The sequence below is a fragment of the Streptomyces mayteni genome (assembly GCF_054783955.1).
Genome location: NZ_BAAGPR010000007.1, coordinates 17,391 through 33,658 on the forward strand (window position 1 = coordinate 17,391; position 16,268 = coordinate 33,658).

Consider the following 16,268-nt stretch of genomic DNA (forward strand, 5'->3'; position numbering starts at 1 on the left):
GATGGTGATCTTTTACGGCCGCTCGGGTGCGGCCGGAACCTCTCGGCCCGGCCGCGTCCCCGACCGGCTCAGGTGGCGTCGTCGTAGCCGTTGAGCCGCGGCGGGTTGTCGTCGAGGGAGCCCGAGCTGACCCGCTCGGGCGACTCGATCGAGGCCGGGGTGAGGTCCAGCTGCGAGGCCTCGTCGTCGGCCAGCTCGGCCTCCTCGTCCCGCCGGCGCCGGCGCCGGTCGTTGAAGAGGGCGATGCCGCAGGCGATGAAGTAGAGGCCGGTGACGGGGACCTGGAGCGCGATCATCGACATCAGGTCGGTCGGGGTGATCGCGGCGGCGAAGACGGCGATGCCGACCACCATCCAGCGCCACCAGCTCAGCATCCGTTTGCCGGAGAGGACGCCGCCGATGTTGAGCATGACCAGCACCAGTGGCAGCTCGAACGAGAGGCCGAAGGCCAGCGCGAGCCGGACCGTGATGTCGAGGACCTCCTCGACGGACACGAAGTTGGTGGCGTCGTTGGCGCTGAAGCTCAGCAGCACCGGGATGGCCCTGGGCAGCAGCCAGTAGGCGAAGTAGGTGCCCGTCAGGAAGAGCGGCACCCCGACGCTGACCACCGCGCGGCTGTACTTCTTCTCGTTCCTGTGCAGCCCCGGCGCGATGAAGGCCCAGAACTGGTACAGCCAGACCGGCGAGGCGGCGATGACGCCCACCAGCAGGGACACCCGGAAGTAGGTGGCGAACGGCGACGTCAGGCCGTTCTGCGCGAGGACGGCGCAGCGGTGCGCGGCGGCGTCCGGATCCTGCTGGTCGGCACAGAGCGGCACCGGTTCGGTGAGGAAGTCCATGATGTCCTTGGCGAACACCAGGCTGGCGATGGTGACCACCAGGATGGCCGCGACCGCGATACCGAGCCGGTTGCGCAGCTCGCGCAGATGCTCCGTGAGCGGCATCCGCCCCTCGGGGTCCTTCACCGTTCTACTCCGTGCGGCCTTCGGCACCCCACGTCCTCATCTCGTAGGGCAGCCGGAACACCGCCGGCCGCCACCTGACCTCGAACCTGTACAGCCGCCGGGGCGTCAGCCCTGGGTGGAACGGTTCGGCTCGTCGACCGGGCGGGAGCTCGCGACGTCGCCGGGGGCGGCCTGGATCGTCCGCGGGGCGGCCTGCGGCTCGGCCGTGGTCGGCTCGGCGGCGGGGGTTTCGGTCCGGCCGTCGTTCTTCATGGCCTGCGTCTCGCTCTTGAGGATGCGCAGGGACTTGCCGAGCGAACGCGCGGTGTCCGGCAGCCGCTTCGATCCGAAGACCAGCACGACGACGAGGAAGACGACGAGGAGATGCCAAATCGAGAGCGAGCCCATAATCTTCTCCGTCTACCTTCTGTTCGGGAATGAGCTTCTGGCTGAAGCCTTGCCGTGCCGGAGACGGGCATTCCCGACGGTCCCGCACGTGCGGCAATCTTAACGCGCGAGGGTGAACACGAATCAATGCCCGCGCGACCACCTATTGTCGCCCGTCGGGCGACCCGTCACCGCGGCCCAGGGTCCCACCCCTGGTGGCGAGGGGTGCGGCGGCCCGCTCCAGGTCGTCGGCCGCCCGGCTGACCCGCTCGGCGCCGTCTCCCACGGCCCGGGAGAACCTGCGTACCTCGATCCCCACCAGCACCGCCATCACCCCCAGCACCGCGACCCCGACGAACGCGAGGGCGAGCTGGAACATCGGCCAGAACACCGTTACCCGACCTCCTCGGCCGCCTCGTAGAGCGCCAGGGCGGCCCGCGCGGCCTGCCGCGCGCTGTCCGCGAGCTCGGGCGGGGACACGATCCGGCCGTCCCCGCCGAGCCGCAGCGCCAGCCGGCGCAGCGTCGCCGGGTCCGGTGTGCGCAGCGTCACCCGCAGCCCGCCGTCCGGCAGCTCCTCCGCGGTGTCGTGCGGGTAGTACTCGGCGACCCACCGGCCGCCGGGGCCCACCTCGACGACCACCTCGGGGTCGGTGGGGGCGGGCTGCACCAGGCCCTCGCTGAGGTCGCGCGGCTCCACGGGCGGCGGATCGGCCGGGGTGTCGAGCAGCTCGATCCTGGCCACCCGGTCGAGCCGGAAGGTGCGGCGGGCCTCGGAGCGCCGGCACCAGGCCTCGACGTAGGTGTGCCCGACGGCGAACAGCCGGATCGGGTCGATCTCCCGGTCGGTCAGCTCGTCGCGGCCCGGCGAGTAGTAGCGGATCCTGAGCCGGCGGCGCTCCGTTATGGCCCGGTCGACGTCGGCGAAGACGCCGCCCTCGGCCTCGAAGGTCACCGAGAGCCGGGAGCTGGCCCCGGCGTTCTCGCCCGCGGCCGCCTCCAGCTTGGCCGTGGCGCGCAGCAGGGCGTCCCGGTCGCCGTCGCGCAGCCCGGGCAGAGTGGCCACGGCGCGGGCCGCGACCAGCAGGGCGGTGGCCTCGTCGGCGCCGAGCCGCAGCGGCTTGCCGGTGCCCGAGCCGACGGCCTCCGCGTTGTACCACCAGATGTGTTCGCCGTCGGTGTCGATGTCGAGCAGGTCCCCGCCGCGGAAGCTGGTGCCGCACATGGGCAGCACCTGCAAGTCGGAGATCAACTCCTCCTCGGTGATCCCGAAGGCCCGCGCCACCTCCTCCACCCGGGCGCCGGGGCGCTCGCGGAGATAGGTGACCAGGGACAGCATCCGCCGGGTCCGGTCGATGGCGGTGGTCGCCATTGTCAGTACCTCTCCTTAAGCCCTTGCCCTGGTCCTAGCCCTTGGCGACCGCGCGCAGCCGGTCGACCACGTCGGCCCGCAGCTCGGCGGGCTCCAGCACGATCACGTCGGGGCCGAACTCGGCCAGCCAGGCGCCGAGCCCGTGTCCGTAGGGGATCTCGAGCTCGTCCCAGTCGGGCCCGGCGGCGCCCGTCGTCACGCTGGCGGCCCTGGCGCGCAGCGGGTAGCCGGAGCCGGCCCGCAGCCTGATCCTGGCCTGCCCGGTGGCCTCCTCGCCGGCCCACCGCGCCACGCTGCCGCGCACGGCGACCTGGTCGGGCACGACAGCGGTGAAGGCGCCCGACCTGGACCTGACCCGCCCGGAGATCCGGGAGAGCCTGAAGACCCGCTCGGCGCCGCGGTCCCGGTCCCAGCCGGCGAGATACCAGTGGCCGCGCCAGCACTCGAGCGCCCACGGCTCGACCTGCCTGGTCTGGGCGCGGGCGGCGTTGGACCTCCGGTAGTCGAAGGTGACCGGGCGGCGGTCGCGGCAGGCCAGCATCAGCGGCTCGAAGGCGGCCTCGCCGGCCGGGACCCGGGGCTCGAGCGCGCCGTACGCCTCGCCCTCCTCGGCGGCCAGCGGCATCCCGGCGGCGCGCAGCTTCTGGAGCGCGCCGCTGGCGGCGCCGGCCAGCCTGGCCTGCTGCCAGACCCGGGCGGCGAGCCCGAGCGCCGCCGCCTCCTCGGCGTCGAGCGTGACCGGTGGCAGCTGGTTGCGGTCGCGGCGGGCCACGTAGCCGACGTCGCCGTCGAGGCTCTCGACCGTCTCGATCACCATGCCGAGCTCGCGGAGGTCGTCCTTGTCGCGCTCGAACATGCGGTTGAAGGCGTCCTCGGAGCCGACCTCGAGGTACGCCTCGATGGAGGAGCGCAGCTCGCGCTTGCTCAGCGGGCGGCCGCTGCCGAGCAGGCACAGCGCCAGGTTCATCAGTCGCTCGGCCTTGGCAATCGCCATGGAGCGCCGCCCTCCCTCTTCAACACCGTGGGCCCATCCCGGGTTTGGACCGCGTTGGTCCGTTCGGGGATGGGCCCACGGTACCGCCTGTGGGGATCAGACCGAGACCAGGTCGCAGACGAAGATCAGCGTCTCACCCGGCGCGATCTGGCCGCCGCCGGCCCCACGGTCGCCGTAGGCCAGGTGCGGCGGGATGATCAGCTGCCGCCGACCGCCGACCCGCATGCCCTGCACGCCGCGGTCCCAGCCAGGGATGACCTGGCCGGCGCCCAGCTGGAAGCTCAGCGGGGTGCCGCGGTTCCAGCTGGCGTCGAACTCCTCGCCGCTGCTGAAGGAGACCCCGACGTAGTGCACGGCGACCGTGGCGCCGGCCTGGGCGACCGGGCCCTCGCCCTCCCAGATGTCCTTGATCTCCAGATCGGCCGGCGGCTCGCCACCCGGGAAGTCGACCTCGGGCTTGTCGATGTTCACGTGAAAACCCCTCCAAGGGCTTTGCTTCGGAAAACTGCGCTCCGGCGTGCCTGGGCCCTGTCCGGGCGATCTTCTTCGGGCCCGCGACGCCAGCTACAGCACCTCGCCGCGTTACCGAATCGCGCGAATACCACCGAGTACGAGCTGCGATTCGGCGCCTTGCGATGCACCGCGTCTGGGGGTACCTCCCGGGCCGCCAGGCCTGGGGGAGCCAAGGGCTGATCCTCGAAGACCGCCAGGACAGGGCCTACGCGGCCGGCAGTCGGTGCCGGCCGCTCGGCGCGCTCGAAGGGTGTTACGCGGCGCCGACGATGTCGACGACGAAGACCAGCGTCGAGTTGGCGGGGATGCCGCCCTGCTCCTGCTCGCCGTAGCCGAGGTCCGGCGGGATGACCAGCAGCACGCGGTCGCCCACGTTCTTGCCGACCAGGCCCTGCTCCCAGCCCTGGACGACCTGGCCGGTGCCGATCTGGAACGCCGAGGCGCTCTCCCGGTCCCAGGAGGAGTCGAACTTCTCGCCGGACTCCCAGGTGACGCCGGTGTACTGGACGACGAGCGCCTGGCCTGCGGTGACCTCGGGCCCGTCGCCCTGGATCAGCACCTGCTCCTGGAGCTCGGCCGGCGGCTCCTGGCCCTCGGGCATGGTGACGGTGGCGGGCTCGCCGGCCGGGGCCTCGACCTCGGGCAGCCCCTCATCGGCGGGGGCCTGCTCGCCCTCCGCGGCCGCCTGCGGGTCGACGCTGACCGCGCCCGCGATGTCGAAGACCCAGACGACGCCGTCGTCCTCGGGGATGCCGCCCTGCTGGGCGGCCGCGCCCAGCATGTCCACGGAGCCGCCCTCGACCTGGATCCGGCTGCCGACCGTCTGGCCGATCAGCGGCTCGGTCGCGGTGGCGGGCAGCGCGGACTCGGCGCCGGCCTGCACGATGACCTGCGGGCTCGGGCCCTCGTCGGGCGAGAGCTCCTCGCCGGTGGTCGACTTCCAGGTGTTGATCAGCTCCATGTCGCCCTGGAGGGTACGTCCGACGACATTCACCCGGACGAAGTCCCCCTCCGCGACCTCGGCGCCGTCACCCTCGTCGAGCACCCGGGAGACGGTCTCGTCGGCGACGTCGGCGTCCTCGGAGACGGTGATCTCCGGCTGCTCGCCTGGCTTGCCCGACACGGTGGCCACCGGGCCGTCTGACGACGAGGAGCCGGAGCCGTCGTCGGAACCGCACGCGGCCACGGGCAACAGGATGGCCGGGACGGCCAGCACCGCGACGATGCGGCGCACTCGCTTGGTGGTGGGGATCATGAGTCCAACTCGGATAGGCACGGTCGGGGGCGGGACCCGCTGGTCCCACCCACCCTACGACCTCCGGCGCCCGTGCTCCGGCGCCCCACCCGCATACACCGGTCACATGCCGGCGATCAGCTTCTCCACCCGCTCGTCCACCGACCGGAAAGGGTCCTTGCACAGCACGGTGCGCTGTGCCTGGTCGTTGAGCTTCAGGTGCACCCAGTCCACCGTGAAGTCCCTGCGCTGCTCCTGGGCGCGGCGGATGAAGTCGCCGCGCAGCCGGGCCCTGGTGGTCTGGGGCGGCACCGACTTGCCCTGGAAGATCTTCAGGTCGTTGCAGATCCGCTGGGCCTGGCCCCTGCGCTCCAGCAGGTAGTAGAGGCCGCGGCGGCGGTGGATGTCGTGGTACGCGAGGTCTATCTGCGCGACCCTGGGGTGCGACATGGTCAGGTTGTGCTTGGCCCGGTACCGCTCGATCAGCTGGTACTTCATCACCCAGTCGATCTCGGTGTTGATCTTGTCGAGCTCCTGGCTGCGGATGGACTCCAGGGCCCGGCCCCACAGCTCGAGGACCTGCTCGGTGAGCCCGGTGCGCATGCCGCGCCGCTCGCAGAAGTCGAGCGCCTTCTCGTAGTACTCCTGCTGGATCTCCAGCGCGGAGGCCTCGCGCCCGGTGGCCAGCCGCACCTTGCGCTGTCCCGTGATGTCGTGGCTGACCTCGCGGATGGCCCGGATCGGGTTCTCCAGGGTCAGGTCGCGCATCACGGTGCCCGCCTCGATCATGCGCAGCACCAGGTCGGTGGCCCCGACCTTGAGCAGCATGGTCGTCTCGGACATGTTGGAGTCGCCGACGATGACGTGCAGCCTGCGGTAGCGCTCCGCGTCAGCGTGCGGCTCGTCGCGGGTGTTGATGATGGGCCTCGACCTGGTGGTGGCCGAGCTCACGCCCTCCCAGATGTGCTCCGCGCGCTGGCTGACGCAGAACACCGCGCCACGCGGGGTCTGGAGCACCTTGCCGGCGCCGCAGATCAGCTGGCGGGTGACGAGGAACGGGATCAGGACGTCGGCCAGCCGGGAGAACTCGCCGTGCCTGGCCACCAGGTAGTTCTCGTGGCAACCGTAGGAGTTGCCGGCGGAGTCCGTGTTGTTCTTGAACAGGTAGACGTCGCCCGCGATGCCCTCCTCGTGCAGCCGCCGCTCCGCGTCGACCAACAGCCCCTCGAGGATGCGTTCACCGGCCTTGTCGTGGGTGATGAGCTCGACGACGTTGTCACATTCCGGCGTGGCGTATTCCGGGTGCGAACCGACATCCAGATACAGCCGTGCGCCGTTGCGCAGGAAAACGTTGCTGCTGCGCCCCCAGGACACGACGCGACGGAAGAGGTAACGGGCCACCTCGTCCGGGGACAGCCGGCGCTGGCCACGGAACGTGCAGGTGACGCCGTACTCGTTCTCCAGCCCGAAGATTCGGCGATCCATGAGTGAACATTACGCCTGATGCCCGGTTCTGAAACCGGGTTCGCGCGCGGCGTTTCGATCATTTTGCGATTCCGGCGGCGTGGCACCCCGGGCCGGCGAAACGCCGGGAACTGCGAGAACACGGCGGGTCGCGGCCGCCACCAGCAGGGCGAGGACCCCGGCGGCCGCCGTGACCGAGAACCCGGCGGCCTCCCCGCCCCACTCGATGACCGGGCCGACCACGGCCTGCCCGATGGCCGCCCCGACCCCGAACATGGTGACCAGCCAGGAGAACGCCTCGGTGACCGTGCCCACCGGCGCCTGGCGGTCGATGACGACGAACGAGCAGGCCAGCGCGGGGGCGAGGAAGACGCCCGCCACCCCGGCGAGCAGGATCATCAGGGGTACCGAGTCGGGCGCCAGGGCCAGCGGCAGGTAGCCGAGGGCGAGGCCGGCGAGCAGCCACCGCAGCCGGCGTTCGGGGGCGCCGGTCCAGGGCACGGCGCCGTAGCCGAGACCGCCGACCAGGGCGCCGGCACTCAGCGCCGAGAGCAGATAGCTGGCGATCAACTCGTCGCCGCGGGCGTCGGCGTAGGCGACGGCGGCCACCGAGGTGGAGCCGAGAGCCATCCCCACGAAGAAGAAGCCACCGAGCAGCGCGAGCAGCCCTGGCGAGCGCAGCGCGCCGAGCCAGTGCGCCTCGCGCCTGGCCCCGCGCCACCGCCTGGAGGGGCCGGAGGTCGCCACGGCGAGCGCGCCGAGCAGCCCGAGGACGTTGATCACCAGTAGCGCGGCGGTCTCCGACCAGAGCGCGACAAGCAGCGTCACGGCGAGCGGGCCGACAGTGAACATGACCTCCTGGGCCACCGCGTCCAGCGCGTAGGCGCGCTGCACCCGCCCCTCGCCGACCAGCACGCTCGGCCACAGGGCGCGCAGCGCGCCCTCCAGGGGCGGGGTGGCGAGGCCGGCGATCACGGCGCCGACCACGGCGAGCGCGACGGGGTCGGTGCCGGCGAGGGCGAGCAGGCCCATACCGAGGGCGGAGAGCACCGCCGAGGGGAGCAGCACCCGGGGCTGTCCGTGGACGTCGACGAGCCGGCCGAGCAGCGGCTGTCCCACGGCGTTGGCGACGCCGTAGGCGGCGGCCAGCGCGCCGGCCAGCGGGTAGCCGCCGCCCTCGGCCCTGATGAACAGCACGATGCCCAGCCCCGCGGTGGCGTTGGGCAGCCGACCGACGAGCGTACCGACGAGCAACCTGCCCACATGGCGGGCCCTTAGCAGCTCCAGATACCCCATGGCCATGACCGCACCCTCCGCACGTGTTACGTATAACTCCGCCTGAGTGTACGTACGATTGCGGGACTCCGGGAGAGCGGATCCCGGCCGGACGGGAGCGGGAGCGCGGCGGGTGAGCGAGACGGGGCGGCAGGGCCGGCCGACCAGCCGGGACGTGGCGCGCCGGGCCGGGGTGTCCCAGGCGACGGTCTCGCTGGTGCTCGGCGACCGCTGGCGCGGGCGGGTCTCCCCGGCGCGCGTCGAGGCGGTGCGCGCCGCGGCGCGCGAGCTGGCGTACCGACCGAATCTGGCCGCGCGCAGCCTGCGCCTCGGCCGCAGCAGGACGGTGCTGCTCGTGGTGCCGGCGCTCACCAACGAGTTCTTCGCCCGGGTGCACGCGGGCGCCGCCCGCGTGGCCGGCGAGGAGGACGTGGGTCTGGTGCTCTACCACTCCCCCGAGGTGGTGCTGCCCGCGCGCGACCCGTTCGCCTCGGCCAGCGCCTCGCTGGCCGGCGTGCTGGCCTCCTCGATGGCCGCCGAGTCCCTCGCGGAGCTGAGCGGTGACGGGCTGCCGCTGGTGATGCTGGACAGCGAGCCGGGGCGCGGCGGCGCGGCGGGCACCGTCAACCCGGACATCGCGGCCGGGATGCGGCTGGTCGTCGACCATCTGCTGGCGCTCGGACACCGCGGTTTCGGCCATGTGGCGGCGGCCGTGGACTCCTGGACCTTCGCCGTCAGGTCGGGTGAACTCGCCGAGCGGCTGGCGGGGGCGCCAGGCGCGCGCCTGCTCACCACCGAACGGACGCCGCTCACCATCGAGGGCGGGATGCGGGCGGCCGAGCGCGCGCTGACCGCGGCGCCCCGGCCCACGGTCCTGGTCTGTGACGACGACCTGTTGGCGGCCGGCGCCGTCAAGGCGGCCCGGCGGATGGGCCTGCGGGTGCCGGAGGACGTCTCGGTCACCGGCTTCGACGACCTGACGCTGAGCACGGCGCTCGAGCCCGAGCTGACGACGGTGCGGCTGCCCGCCGAGGAGTTGGGCGCGACGGGCATGCGCGCCCTGCTGGCCGCGCTGGGCGGCGAGGCGCCGGGGGGCGCGCTCCTGCCGGTCGAGTTGGTGCCCCGCGGCTCGACGGCCCGGCCGCCGCGGGCGGCCGGGCCCGACCCGGACTAGTTCTCGCCGTTCTCGGCGCTCTCGGTGCTCTCCTCGGCCTCGCCCTCGTCGGCTGCGGCGTCCTCGGTGGCGGCGGCCGACTCCTCGAGCAGCCGGGCGAGCTGTGCCCCGAGTACCCGCTTGAACTTCCGCTGCTGCGGCCTGGTGCGGTCCAGGACCGCCACCTCGAGCTGGTCGGCGGTCAGCGCGCGCTCCGTGCCGTTGCTCTCCCTGGTGAGCGACTCGACGGCGAGCCGCAGGGCCTCGCCCAGGCTCATGCCCTCCCGGTGACGCTGGCTCAGATAGCTGCTGATCTGGTCGGCGTTGCCGCCGACCGCGACCGAGCCGTGCTCGTCGATGATGGAACCGTCGTGCGGCAGCCGGTAGATCTCGTCGTCCGCCGGGGACTCGCCGACCTCGGCGACCAACAGCTCGACCTCGTACGGCTTCTCGGCCGCGCTGGAGAAGATGTTGCCGAGCGTCTGCGCGTAGAGGTTGGCCAGCCCCCGGGCGGTGACGTCCTCCCGGTCGTAGGTGTAGCCCCGCAGGTCGGCGTAGCGGGTGCCGCCGATCCGCAGGCTCTCGTACTCGTTGTACTTGCCGGTCGCCGCGAAGGCGATCCGGTCGTAGATCTCACTCACCTTGTGCAGCGCGCGCGAGGGGTTCTCGGCGACGAACACGATGCCGTCGGCGTACTGCAGCACGACCAGGCTGCGCCCGCGCGCGATGCCCTTGCGGGCGTACTCCGCGCGGTCCGCCATGGCCTGCTGGGGTGAGACATAGAACGGCGTCGACACCGGCGTTCGTCCCTTCAAAGTCCGTTGGAAGTCTTCGCGGCAGTCCGCTCGGCGCCCCCGGACCCGGTCCGGCGCGCCGAGCGCCTAGAGCACCGGTGCCTGGGGCCCGTTGGGCAGTTGGAGGCGACCCTCGACCACGGAACCGGCGATCTCGGAGATCTCCGTCTCGGAGAGCCTGCGGAACCCATCCTCCGTGATCACCGTGACGATCGGGAAGATCCGCCGCGTCAGGTCGGGCCCCGAGGTGGCCGAATCGTCGTCGGCGGCGTCGTAGAGCGCCTGCACGACGGCCGTGACCGTCTGTTCCTCGGTGAGGTCGTCGCGGTGCAGCTTCTTCAGCGAGCCGCGGGCGAAGATGGAGCCCGAGCCCACCGTGGCGAAGCCCAGCTCCTCGGTGCGGCCGCCGGTCACGTCGTAGGAGAAGATCCGGCCCTTCTGGCGCTCCAGGTCATAGCCGGCGAACAGCGGGACGACCGCCAGGCCCTGCATGGCCATGCCCAGGTTGCCGCGGATCATGGTGGACAGGCGGTTCGCCTTGCCCTCCAGGGAGAGCACGTGGCCCTCGACCTTCTCGAAGTGCTCCAACTCCAGCTGGAACAGCTTGACCAGCTCGACGGCGAGGCCGGCGGTGCCGGCGATGCCCACGGCCGAGTACTCGTCGGCCGGGAAGACCTTCTGGACGTCCCGCTGGGCGATCATGTTGCCCATGGTGGCGCGCCGGTCGCCGGCGAGCACCACGCCGCCCGCGAAGGTGGCGGACACGATGGTGGTGCCGTGCACCGTCTCCAGGTCGCCCTGCACCGGTGGCAGCACCCGGTTGCCGGGCAACCGCTCGGGGGCGTGGTCGGAGAGGAAGTCCAGGAAGGAGGACGACCCCGGCCGCAGGAAGGCCGCCGGGAGTCGCCCCTGGTCATGGGAGTTGGCTGCCACAGGTTTCCTTCCAGGTGGTGTCCAGGTGGTAACAGTCCGCTGCCCCGGTCGGCGGCGCGGCCGGGGCAGAGGCGCGGTACGCCACGGACCCTACCCGTCAAACACTCATGATCCACATGGATCGCGTGAACTTCGCGGCGCGGCCGCCGCGGCCTACTGGCCGCCCTTCTGGACGAAGCTGCGCACGAAGTCCTCGGCGTTGGACTCGAGCACCTCGTCGATCTCGTCCAGGACGGAGTCGACGTCGTCCGTGAGGGCCTCCTGGCGCTCCTTGAGCTCCTCGGAGACCTCGGCCTCCTGTGCCTGCTCCTCTGTCTCCTGGCTGGTGCGCGACGACTTCTGCTGGCCGCCGCCGGTGTCCTTGGTCGCCATCTCCCTCACCCCATGATCAGATTCGACGTATCAGACGTATCAAGATCAGACCCTACTAGCCGGGACCGACATCGGCTCCCCGATCGCGTCGTCGCCATGGGGACCCATCTCCATGATTCCCTGATCGGCGGGAAATCAGCCTCCGGAGAGCGATCGGACCAGCTCCTCCGCGGTGGAGCTGCGGTCGAGCAGGTCCTTGACATGCTCCTTCGTGCCCCGCAGCGGGTCCATCGTGGGCACCCGCTGGAGCGAGTCCCGGCCAGGGAGGTCGAAGATCACCGAGTCCCAGGAGGCGGCCGCGACGTCGTCGGCGTACTGGTCGAGGCAGCGCCCACGGAAGTAGGCCCTGGTGTCCTCTGGCGGGGCCCCCTGGGCCCGCAGCACGTCCTCGTCGGCGAGCAGCCTGGACATCCGGCCCCGGGCCGCCAGCCGGTTGTACAGCCCCTTCTCGGGCCGGACGTCCGCGTACTGCAGGTCGACGAGGTGCAGCCTGGCCGCCTCCCAGCCCAGGCCGTCGCGCCGCCGGTAGCCCTCCATGAGCTCCCGCTTGGCCACCCAGTCCAGCTGTCCCGCCAGGCTCATCGGGTCCGTCTCCAGGCGGGTGAGCACGTCCTCCCAGCGGGCGAGCACGTCGGCCGTCTGCGGGTCGGCGTCGACGCCCCAGCGCTCCTCCACGTACTTCCTGGCCAGCTCGTAGTACTGCATCTGGAGCTGGACCGCGGTGAGCGACCGCCCGTTGCGCAGTGTGACCAGCTGCTTCAGTGACGGGTCGTGGCTGACCCGGTGCAGGGTGCGCACGGGCTGGTCGACGGCCAGGTCGACGGCGATGAAGCCGTCCTCGATCATGGAGAGGACCAGCGCGGTGGTGCCCAGCTTGAGGTAGGTGGAGATCTCCGAGAGGTTGGCGTCGCCGATGATCACGTGCAGCCTGCGGTAGCGCTCGGCGTCCGCGTGCGGCTCGTCCCTGGTGTTGATGATCGGGCGCTTGAGCGTCGTCTCGAGCCCGACCTCGACCTCGAAGTAGTCGGCGCGCTGGCTGAGCTGGAAGCCGTGCTCCGAACCGTCCTGGCCGATGCCGACCCGGCCGGCGCCGCAGACCACCTGCCGGGAGACGAAGAAGGGCGTCAGGTGGCGCACGATCTCCGAGAACGGGGTCTCCCGCTTCATCAGGTAGTTCTCGTGGGTGCCGTAGGAGGCGCCCTTGTTGTCGGTGTTGTTCTTGTAGAGCATGATCGGCTGCGCGCCCGGCACCTCGGCGGCCCGGCGGGCCGCCTCGGCCATGACGCGCTCGCCGGCCTTGTCCCACAGCACGGCGTCCAGCGGGTTGGTCGTCTCCGGCGAGCTGTACTCGGGGTGGGCGTGGTCCACGTAGAGCCGGGCGCCGTTGGTCAGGATGACGTTGGCGAGGCCGATGTCCTCGTCGGTGAGCTGGCTGGCGTCCGCGTTGTCCCTGGCCAGGTCGAAGCCCCTGGCGTCCCGCAGCGGGTTCTCCTCCTCGAAGTCCCAGCGGGCGCGCCGCGCCCGGTGCATCGCCGCCGCGTAGGCGTTGACCACCTGGGAGGAGGTGAGCATGGCGTTGGCGTTCGGGTGGCCGGGAACGGACACGCCGTACTCCGTCTCGATGCCCATCACTCGCCGTACAGTCATGCGGCCCTCCTTGCCCGGTGGCGGTCCTGCGCCGAACCGTCGCTGCCTACGAGCCTAGGCGACACGGGGTGCGGTGAGGAGGTCACTGCGGGTTTCCATCGGACTGACTTGGAAGCACTGCCGTGGCGGGTGCCAGGCGGGCGCCCGCTGGGAAAACGCCCGGCTGCGGGGCCGCCGTGGCGTGCCCCGCAGCCGGACGCCGACGCGTCGGACGCGTCTTACAGGTACTGGCCGGTGTTGGCCACCGTGTCGATCGAGCGGCCGGTGTCGCCGCCCTGCTTTCCGGTGACCAGGGTGCGGATGAAGACGATCCGCTCGCCCTTCTTGCCGGAGATCCGGGCCCAGTCGTCCGGGTTGGTGGTGTTCGGCAGGTCCTCGTTCTCCTTGAACTCGTCCACGCAGGCGGCGAGGAGATGGGAGACCCGCAGACCCTTCTGGTTGTGGTCGAGGAAATCCTTGATGGCCATTTTCTTGGCCCGGTCCACGATGTTCTCGATCATGGCGCCCGAGTTGAAGTCCTTGAAGTAGAGGACTTCCTTGTCGCCATTGGCGTACGTCACCTCGAGGAAGCGGTTCTCCTCGGTTTCGGCGTACATCTGCTCGACGACGGTCTGGATCATTCCGGCGACCGTGGCGTCCGCGTTGCCGTTGTGCTCGCCGAGGTCGTCGGCGTGCAGCGGGAGCCGCGGCGCGAGGTACTTGGAGAAGATGTCCTTGGCGGCCTCGGCGTCGGGGCGCTCGATCTTGATCTTCACGTCGAGCCGGCCAGGGCGCAGGATCGCCGGGTCGATCATGTCCTCGCGGTTGGAGGCGCCGATGACGATGACGTTCTCCAGGCCCTCGACACCGTCGATCTCGGAGAGCAGCTGGGGGACGATCGTGTTCTCGACGTCCGAGCTGACGCCCGAGCCGCGGGTGCGGAAGAGGGAGTCCATCTCGTCGAAGAAGACGATGACGGGCGTGCCCTCGCTCGCCTTCTCGCGGGCCCGTTGGAAGACCAGCCTGATGTGCCGCTCGGTCTCGCCGACGTACTTGTTGAGCAGCTCGGGGCCCTTGATGTTGAGGAAGAAGCTCTTCCCCGCCGTCTTGCCGGTGACCTCGGCGACCTTCTTGGCCAGCGAGTTCGCCACGGCCTTGGCGATCAGGGTCTTGCCACAGCCAGGCGGGCCGTAGAGCAGGACGCCCTTGGGCGGGCGCAGCTCGTGCTCGCGGAACAGGTCGGGGTGGAGGTAGGGCAGCTCGACCGCGTCGCGGATGAGCTCGATCTGTCCGCCGAGGCCGCCGATCTGCGAGTAGTCGAGGTCGGGCACCTCCTCGAGGATCAGCTCCTCGACCTCGCTCTTGGGCACGACCTCGTAGACGTAGCCGGAGCGGGGCTCCAGCAGCAGGGCGTCCCCGGCGCGCAGCGTGACGTCCATCAGGGGCTCGGCGAGCCTGACCACCCGCTCCTCGTCCGTGTGGCCGACGACCAGGGCGCGCTCGCCGTCCTCCAGGACCTCCTTGAGGGTGACGATGTCGCCGGCGCTCTCGAACTCCATCGCGGAGACGATGTTCAGCGCCTCGTTGAGCATGACCTCCTGGCCACGCCGCAGCTTGTCGAGGTCGATACCGGGGCTGACATTGACCCGGAGCTTGCGGCCGCCGGTGAAGATGTCGGCGGTGTCGTCCTCGTTGCCGCGCAGGAAGACACCGAAGCCGGAGGGCGGCTGGGCCAGCCGGTCGACCTCCTCCTTGAGGGCGACGATCTGGTCGCGGGCCTCCCGCAGCGTGTTCGCCAGCCGCTCGTTCTGCGCGGAGACGCCCGCCAGGTTGGTCTGCAGCTCGACGATCCGCTCCTCGAGGATCCGAGTGTGGCGCGGAGAGTCTGCCAGCTTACGGCGCAGGACGGTGATCTCCTGCTCGAGATCGGCTACCCGTCGGGCCGGGTCGTCGGACCCTCGACCGGGCCGGTCGCCGCGGTTGATGTCGTCGTTCTGGGATACCACGGTCCTCACCTCCTCCAAGGGGAGCTGGACGCTTCCAGACCCTACCTGGACCGGTGCAGTTCGAAACCCCTAGATCAAAAAGACGGTCGGGGTGTGTCCGATCTTCACCCTTGCGCACTCCCTCACGCCAGGGGAATACCCACCCGACCCCACGGGAAAGCGGCCCGCTGTATGGTCGTAACCGATCAACACCCGTCAGGGATGGCTGTCTTTGACGCAGTTCGACACAGCTGGTACGACGCAGTGACACGAGGAACGGTAGGCCAGATGACCGTGCGGGACGAGGCGGCGGAGGAACTCGAGGTCTGGATCGACCAGGACCTCTGCACCGGCGATGGGATCTGCGCCCAGTACGCGCCCGAGGTGTTCGAACTCGACATCGACGGGCTCGCCTATGTGAAACCGCCGGTGCCGATCGGCCAGGAGGCCGAGCTGCTGACCGAGCCGGGCGCGACCGCCCGGGTGCCGCTGCCGCTGCTTCGCGAGGTGGCGGACTCCGCCAAGGACTGTCCCGGCCAGTGCATCCACGTGCGCCGGGTGGCGGACCGGGCCGAGGTGTTCGGCCCGGACGCCGACTGACACGTCCCGGGTCAGACGCTGTTGGGCGCGGGCGCCGGCTCGAGTTCGAGGCGGCCGCCGCGCCAGGTCCAGCTGACGTCCCGGCGCTGGTCGGGGCAGCACCGCGGCACGGCCTCCGAGGAGTAGCCGAGCAGCCGCACCGCCACGTCGGAGCCGCGGACCTCGAGGTTCTCCACGGTCATCCGTTCTGCCGGGTCGACCAGGGTGCCGGCCACGGTGGGCGGGGCGCCGGCCTCGGCCGGCGCGGTGAGCAGGTACACGCCGTTGGGCGGCGATCCCGAGCCGGCGTCGCAGCGGACCACCGCGACGGTCTCCGGCCGGTCGTCCGAGTCCAGGTCCACCTCGACGTGGTCGGTGACCAGGATGTCGAGCGGGCCGCAGTCGACCGGATAGTCGGCGGTCTCCGGGTCGGGCGCCGTGGCCTGGGCCGGCGGCCGGGCGTCGTCCCCCTCGGGCGCCGGCGTGGTGGGCGCGGGTGCCGCGGCGGGCGCGGTGGCGCCGGCCGGTTCGATGAGCGCGGCCGCACCGGTCACGGCGACGAGCGCGGCCGCGGTGACGAACCAGTGGGTGGGGCGGGTGCGGGTGTGCGGGAGGTCGTTGCCTGCCGGAAGCACGCGGTGGAC

The 16,268-nt window shown here is 71.3% G+C and carries 17 protein-coding genes; 2 read left to right on the forward strand and 15 right to left on the reverse strand.

What is annotated here, in order from left to right; genetic code table 11:
* Positions 1 to 68: 68 nt before the first annotated feature.
* From tatC to ACYVPE_RS05295, 9 genes are all read right to left on the reverse strand, one after another.
* Positions 69 to 965 carry a twin-arginine translocase subunit TatC gene (tatC, locus tag ACYVPE_RS05255; RefSeq protein WP_461032202.1) on the reverse strand — a complete coding sequence of 299 codons (897 nt, stop codon included), beginning with the start codon at positions 963 to 965 and terminating at the stop codon, positions 69 to 71.
* 105 nt (positions 966 to 1,070) lie between these two features.
* A complete protein-coding gene (gene tatA / locus ACYVPE_RS05260; RefSeq protein ID WP_461032203.1) occupies positions 1,071 to 1,352 on the reverse strand; it encodes a Sec-independent protein translocase subunit TatA in 282 nt (93 codons plus the stop codon).
* A gap of 142 nt (positions 1,353 to 1,494) precedes the next feature.
* A complete protein-coding gene (locus ACYVPE_RS05265; RefSeq protein WP_461032204.1) occupies positions 1,495 to 1,722 on the reverse strand; it encodes a hypothetical protein in 228 nt (75 codons plus the stop codon).
* 2 nt (positions 1,723 to 1,724) lie between these two features.
* Positions 1,725 to 2,702, reverse strand: coding sequence for a helix-turn-helix transcriptional regulator (locus ACYVPE_RS05270; RefSeq protein ID WP_461032205.1), 978 nt, complete (start codon positions 2,700 to 2,702; stop codon positions 1,725 to 1,727).
* Between the two features lie 34 nt (positions 2,703 to 2,736).
* On the reverse strand, positions 2,737 to 3,696 hold the full coding sequence (locus tag ACYVPE_RS05275; protein ID WP_461032206.1) for a helix-turn-helix transcriptional regulator: 960 nt from the start codon (positions 3,694 to 3,696) through the stop codon (positions 2,737 to 2,739).
* Positions 3,697 to 3,792: 96 nt separating this feature from the next.
* The gene (locus ACYVPE_RS05280; protein WP_461032207.1) at positions 3,793 to 4,167 is read right to left on the reverse strand and encodes an FKBP-type peptidyl-prolyl cis-trans isomerase; all 375 of its coding nucleotides are present in this window, start codon (positions 4,165 to 4,167) and stop codon (positions 3,793 to 3,795) included.
* A 295-nt stretch (positions 4,168 to 4,462) separates the two neighbouring features.
* A complete protein-coding gene (locus ACYVPE_RS05285; RefSeq protein ID WP_461032208.1) occupies positions 4,463 to 5,464 on the reverse strand; it encodes an FKBP-type peptidyl-prolyl cis-trans isomerase in 1,002 nt (333 codons plus the stop codon).
* Between the two features lie 102 nt (positions 5,465 to 5,566).
* Positions 5,567 to 6,928 carry a Pup--protein ligase gene (gene pafA, locus ACYVPE_RS05290; RefSeq protein ID WP_461032209.1) on the reverse strand — a complete coding sequence of 454 codons (1,362 nt, stop codon included), beginning with the start codon at positions 6,926 to 6,928 and terminating at the stop codon, positions 5,567 to 5,569.
* Between the two features lie 9 nt (positions 6,929 to 6,937).
* A complete protein-coding gene (locus tag ACYVPE_RS05295; protein ID WP_461032210.1) occupies positions 6,938 to 8,209 on the reverse strand; it encodes an MFS transporter in 1,272 nt (423 codons plus the stop codon).
* 106 nt (positions 8,210 to 8,315) lie between these two features.
* Between ACYVPE_RS05295 and ACYVPE_RS05300 the strand changes: the two genes are divergently transcribed.
* On the forward strand, positions 8,316 to 9,356 hold the full coding sequence (locus ACYVPE_RS05300) for a LacI family DNA-binding transcriptional regulator (protein ID WP_461032211.1): 1,041 nt from the start codon (positions 8,316 to 8,318) through the stop codon (positions 9,354 to 9,356).
* Here ACYVPE_RS05300 and prcA read toward each other — a convergent pair.
* The 5 genes from prcA to arc form a co-directional block, all read right to left on the reverse strand.
* Entirely contained in the window at positions 9,353 to 10,132 is a 780-nt protein-coding gene (gene prcA, locus ACYVPE_RS05305; protein WP_461032212.1) for a proteasome subunit alpha, read from the reverse strand. The two genes, ACYVPE_RS05300 and prcA, sit on opposite strands and share 4 nt — an antisense overlap.
* Positions 10,133 to 10,216: 84 nt before the next feature.
* Complete coding sequence (gene prcB / locus ACYVPE_RS05310; RefSeq protein ID WP_461032213.1) at positions 10,217 to 11,062, reverse strand: proteasome subunit beta; 846 nt, start codon at positions 11,060 to 11,062, stop codon at positions 10,217 to 10,219.
* A gap of 153 nt (positions 11,063 to 11,215) precedes the next feature.
* Complete coding sequence (locus ACYVPE_RS05315) at positions 11,216 to 11,434, reverse strand: ubiquitin-like protein Pup (RefSeq protein ID WP_132816742.1); 219 nt, start codon at positions 11,432 to 11,434, stop codon at positions 11,216 to 11,218.
* 135 nt (positions 11,435 to 11,569) lie between these two features.
* Positions 11,570 to 13,081, reverse strand: a complete 1,512-nt coding sequence (gene dop, locus ACYVPE_RS05320; RefSeq protein ID WP_461032214.1) for a depupylase/deamidase Dop — start codon at positions 13,079 to 13,081, stop codon at positions 11,570 to 11,572.
* Between the two features lie 218 nt (positions 13,082 to 13,299).
* Entirely contained in the window at positions 13,300 to 15,084 is a 1,785-nt protein-coding gene (arc, locus tag ACYVPE_RS05325; protein WP_461032215.1) for a proteasome ATPase, read from the reverse strand.
* Between the two features lie 249 nt (positions 15,085 to 15,333).
* Between arc and ACYVPE_RS05330 the strand changes: the two genes are divergently transcribed.
* The gene (locus tag ACYVPE_RS05330; protein ID WP_461032216.1) at positions 15,334 to 15,645 is read left to right on the forward strand and encodes a ferredoxin; all 312 of its coding nucleotides are present in this window, start codon (positions 15,334 to 15,336) and stop codon (positions 15,643 to 15,645) included.
* Positions 15,646 to 15,656: 11 nt separating this feature from the next.
* Here the strand turns inward: ACYVPE_RS05330 and ACYVPE_RS05335 are convergent, their stop codons facing one another.
* Positions 15,657 to 16,259 (reverse strand): hypothetical protein, encoded by a 603-nt coding sequence (locus ACYVPE_RS05335; protein ID WP_461032217.1) that lies wholly within the window; start codon positions 16,257 to 16,259, stop codon positions 15,657 to 15,659.
* Positions 16,260 to 16,268 lie beyond the last annotated feature (9 nt).

Coding starts and splice junctions, on each gene's coding strand:
- tatA (WP_461032203.1), bottom strand. CDS start 1,352: ATGGGCTCGCTCTCGATTTGGCATCTCCTCGTCGTCTTCCTCGTCGTC.
- ACYVPE_RS05270 (WP_461032205.1), bottom strand. CDS start 2,702: ATGGCGACCACCGCCATCGACCGGACCCGGCGGATGCTGTCCCTGGTC.
- ACYVPE_RS05275 (WP_461032206.1), bottom strand. CDS start 3,696: ATGGCGATTGCCAAGGCCGAGCGACTGATGAACCTGGCGCTGTGCCTG.
- ACYVPE_RS05285 (WP_461032208.1), bottom strand. CDS start 5,464: ATGATCCCCACCACCAAGCGAGTGCGCCGCATCGTCGCGGTGCTGGCC.
- pafA (WP_461032209.1), bottom strand. CDS start 6,928: ATGGATCGCCGAATCTTCGGGCTGGAGAACGAGTACGGCGTCACCTGC.
- ACYVPE_RS05295 (WP_461032210.1), bottom strand. CDS start 8,209: ATGGCCATGGGGTATCTGGAGCTGCTAAGGGCCCGCCATGTGGGCAGG.
- ACYVPE_RS05315 (WP_132816742.1), bottom strand. CDS start 11,434: ATGGCGACCAAGGACACCGGCGGCGGCCAGCAGAAGTCGTCGCGCACC.
- dop (WP_461032214.1), bottom strand. CDS start 13,081: ATGACTGTACGGCGAGTGATGGGCATCGAGACGGAGTACGGCGTGTCC.
- ACYVPE_RS05330 (WP_461032216.1), top strand. CDS start 15,334: ATGACCGTGCGGGACGAGGCGGCGGAGGAACTCGAGGTCTGGATCGAC.